Source organism: Phormidium pseudopriestleyi FRX01, assembly GCF_017313335.1.
In the GTDB taxonomy this organism is placed as follows: domain Bacteria; phylum Cyanobacteriota; class Cyanobacteriia; order Cyanobacteriales; family Laspinemataceae; genus Laspinema; species Laspinema pseudopriestleyi.
Genome location: NZ_JAFLQW010000350.1, coordinates 1 through 4,011, shown reverse-complemented (window position 1 = coordinate 4,011; position 4,011 = coordinate 1). Strand labels below are relative to the sequence as shown.

The window sequence follows — 4,011 nt, the reverse complement described above, 5'->3', positions numbered from 1 at the left end:
GATATCCGCACCGCCACCAATCAAATTACCGCCATCTCCAATCGCTACGGGGCGATCGCCGGGGACCTCCAACGAACGGTAAATCAAATTGGGGCCGCCGCTGAAGAATATGGCTCCGTTGCCGGGACCTTTGGTGCCAGTGCCGACCGGATCAGTCTCACCCTCGATCGCGTTGGGAGCACCGTAGAGGGACTCGGCGGCACCGCAGGGGAACTCAACCTCACCGCTGCCGACCTCCGCACCCTGATTGGTAGTGTCAATGAACTCGTCGCCACCAATCGAGGCACCCTCGTCACCACCCTCAACAACATCAACACCACCAGCGAACAACTGCGAATCAGCGCTCAACAGATTACCCCCCTCGTCGCCGGGGTCCAACAACAGCTCAATCAATTTGAGGATTCTCAACTCTTAGCAAACCTAGATACCCTCTCAGTTACCGCCAATCAACTCGCCGCCAATGCCTCCGCTGCCTCGGCCAATCTCGCCCAATTCACCGATACGGCCATCTCCCCGAGCAATCTGCTGTCATTGCAGCAAACCCTAGATTCTGCCCGCGCCACATTCCAAAATGTCCAAAAAATTACCTCCGATTTGGAAGCATTAACCGGCGATCCAGCTTTATTTGAAAGTATTCGGAATATTTTGCTCATCCTTGGGGATCTGCTCTCTTCGACGGAACAACTCGAAGAACACGCTCGGTTTGCAATGGCTTTAGCGCCCCTTTCTCATACCGTCAGCGACCCTTCATTACAGTCCCAACTCCTCCGGCCTGCTTCAGCGCAACAGAGACCAGAACAGCTTGACTCCGCTCTTCCACCCCGGTCTAAATCCCCTGGTCCTAACCCGGATAATCTCACGGCACGCAACCGTTGATTTCCCAAACCTATCCCCGGGAAAACGGGTTAACCACAAAAAAAACAGTCCCCCTCCTTGACGCTAAACTGAGCCGGGAAGGAGGGGGACTGGTCTAAATTTTGAAGGAATGTTTAGAAAACTCGACTAAAACAATCGGTTGTTTTGTAGTCCTCTAATCGTCATCGTCTTCCTCGAACTCCTCATCGTCTTCGGTAAGGAAGTCCTTTTTACTGCTATCGACCTGAATCAGGTGGATGTGCTTGTAACCCAGTTTAATTTCAAACTCATCACCGGACTTTAATCCCATTGACTGGGTATAAGTTGAACCAATGACAATTTGTCCGTTTTTGTGGACGCTGACTCGATAAGTTGCCTCTCGACCCCGACCATCTTTTGTCCCCTCTGGGCTGAGGGGAATCCCGCGAGCTTCCAGCACGGCATCATAAAAGTCCGTCAGGTTTACCCGGAACTCTTCATTTTTTGACTTGCTGTAGTATCCACAGCGCTTGGCGGTTTCTCGGCGGGGTAAGTGCGAGAGTTCTTTTACTTTTTGAAGCAGCGCCTTTCCTTTAAGAGGGCTTGTAGCAATTTCACTCATTGCTTTCAATGATTATCCTTCCCGATCTAAAAACTAAAAATTCAGCCGCATCATTCAATTTGGCCTAGTTAAAAATATATCCTCAAACCTGTAGTTTTTAACCATAATTTTTTATAAAAAAATTAGAGGGCTCAAAATTTCACCCCGGTTCACCGGAATAGAGCCCGACGGGGGTTCAAACCCCGCCTAACAGCTCAAGTCGGTTAAAAACCGACTAAAAACATCACCCCATAAGACTTTCAGTCGGTTTCAACCGAGTGAATTTGTTAGACGGGGGATTGATCCCTTACCAGAGTAGGGTTTTTACGAACGGTCCCCGGACCGATGCCCTGCTCCGGGTTAGGGTGGGGTCATAGTGACGCGCGATCGCACTTGCGCGTAGAAAGAGGTAGTACGAACGGTCCCCGGACCGATGCCCTGCTCCGGGGACCGTCGCTGAAGTTAATAGTAAGGCGAATCACCATAAACGTAAAAAACCTACTCTGGTAAGGGGATTGATCCCCCGTCGGGTGTTGCCACGGGTGCAAGATTTCAGTGCTGAATGGCTATCTTAATTTGACTTTGAACCCAACAGGCGCTGGAGTTGCTTGAGGGATTGATAAATTTCTGGAAGACGGTAGGAAAGGGCAACGGTTTTCAGCCAGAGCCTGTTAGGAATCGCCGGAAAACCTGAGATGACTGCACCTGCGGCGATATCCGTGTGAATGCCGGTTTTGGCCGTGGCGATCACCCCATCTCCCACTTTCACCTGATTGTTTACGCCCACTTGACCGGCTAAAATCACGTTGTTTCCTAACTGCACCCCACCGGCTAAACCCACCTGGGCCGCTAAGGCACAATTTTTGCCAATTTTGCACCCATGACCGATTTGGACTAAGTTATCAATTTTTGTATTCTCCCCAATCCGGGTTTCTCCCACGGCAGGACGGTCAATGTTACTATTACACCCCACCTCTACGCCATCCTCTAAAACGGTGTAGCCGGATTGCTCCATTTTCACCCAACCGGAACGAGAGGGAACGAATCCAAACCCTTCGGACCCAATAACGGCCCCACAGTGAATGGTGCAGCGCTTGCCGATGCGGGTGCGTTCATGGATGGTGCAGTTGGCGTGTAAGACTGTTCCTTCCCCAATTTCGGCATGGGGATAGAGGGTGACGTTGGCATGAATGCAGACATTGTTGGCGATTTTGACTCCATTGGCGATGGAGACAAAGGCCCCGATCGCCAGATTTTCCCCCAAGGTGGCATCGGGGTGAATTGAGGCGCTGGGATGAATGCCTGCCGGGAGTCGAAAGGGTTGATAAAACAAGGCGATCGCATGAGCAAATAATAATCGCGGTTCCTCTGTCGCCACCCACGCGATACCCCGATCGCTCGCCTGTTGCTGCAATTGGGGATTCATCGGCAAAATCAATGCCGTCCCTGCCGTCACCGCGATGCGATCGGCAAATTTACGGCCTTCGATATAACTCAAACTCCCGACAGTTGCCTCTTCTACGGCTGCAACTCCCGTAATTTCCGGGTCTTCACCCATTGAAACGACGGGACTATCGGGGAGATGAATGGCAAGTTTTTGGACAATTTCACTAAATTTCATGATGGCGATCGGCACTTATCGAAGGTTTGCCTGGGTAGAGACTTCTAACTTCACTCAGCATAAAGCCTCCTCCGATCCCCTCTGATCAGACCGACTCTGGAGGGGAGTTTTCTTCAGAATTCTCCAAGAATTCGAGTCGTTTTCTGCCGGTTATCGGTGGCACTCAAGTATCCACTCCAAACGGTTTCAACCCCTAAAAATACCATAAAACTTGTCCCCTGCTTTAACCTCGGGGCAATCCCTACCCCTAGCAAAAAACAAAGCCTACTGATTCAGCAGGCTTGGGGGGTGCTATTTGTTAAAGAAATACATTATTGATTGACGGAACTGGCTTCTACATCTACCGTAGAGCCCCCCACCGTTGAGGCTGTATTGACGGGATTGGTGGATTCTCCCACTTCACCTTTTCGGGTTTTAAAATAATCCAATGCAATTTGAGATAACTCCGCAACTAACAGAGTGACTAAAGCGATATCATCAAGTTGCCCAATCACCGGGATGAAATCGGGAGCAACATCAATGGGGCTGAAGAAATAAGCCACGGTTCCCAAAATAATCCACCAGCGATATTTGGGATTGCGAAGTGTGTTGCGATACCAGTTGTAAATGGATTGAATAGAGTTATTCATGCTTGGCCCTCTAGTTACTCTTCAATCTTGACAAAGCGATCGCCCAATTGTCGGTGTAGATAACCCCCCTATTTTTGCCAGGGAAGTTCTACTATAGCCAGTCTTGCAGCAGTTTGACCTAAAGAAAGCGAGCAAGATGTGATGCCGAACGGCAGACTTACGCTGACCGCGCACAAGCTGTTGCGTCGCCGCACATCGGAGGACAAGCGCAGGTTTTACGCACGGCGACGACGCTTAGGCGTAGGATCCATTGTCAGAAGGATTGAGACGGGCTATATAGTTCCACAGTTATTTGCGTACAATTTGGGGAGTAAGGAAAGCGATCG

Annotated in this window: 4 protein-coding genes; 1 reads left to right on the top strand and 3 read right to left on the bottom strand. The window is 50.3% G+C overall.

Translation table 11 applies throughout. The features are described from left to right. On the top strand, window positions 1-876 hold an 876-nt coding region (locus J0895_RS13150), incomplete at its 5' end, for an Mce/MlaD family protein (protein WP_479724802.1). Window positions 877-1,030: 154 nt separating this feature from the next. On the opposite strand, the gene J0895_RS13145 is transcribed toward J0895_RS13150, so the two are convergent. From J0895_RS13145 to J0895_RS13135, 3 genes are all read right to left on the bottom strand, one after another. Then, window positions 1,031-1,456 carry an AbrB family transcriptional regulator gene (locus tag J0895_RS13145; protein ID WP_207088540.1) on the bottom strand — a complete coding sequence of 142 codons (426 nt, stop codon included), beginning with the start codon at window positions 1,454-1,456 and terminating at the stop codon, window positions 1,031-1,033. A 550-nt stretch (window positions 1,457-2,006) separates the two neighbouring features. Next, window positions 2,007-3,056, bottom strand: a complete 1,050-nt coding sequence (gene lpxD / locus J0895_RS13140; protein WP_207088539.1) for a UDP-3-O-(3-hydroxymyristoyl)glucosamine N-acyltransferase — start codon at window positions 3,054-3,056, stop codon at window positions 2,007-2,009. 311 nt (window positions 3,057-3,367) lie between these two features. Further along, window positions 3,368-3,685 carry a YkvA family protein gene (locus J0895_RS13135; RefSeq protein WP_207088538.1) on the bottom strand — a complete coding sequence of 106 codons (318 nt, stop codon included), beginning with the start codon at window positions 3,683-3,685 and terminating at the stop codon, window positions 3,368-3,370. Window positions 3,686-4,011: the final 326 nt, after the last annotated feature.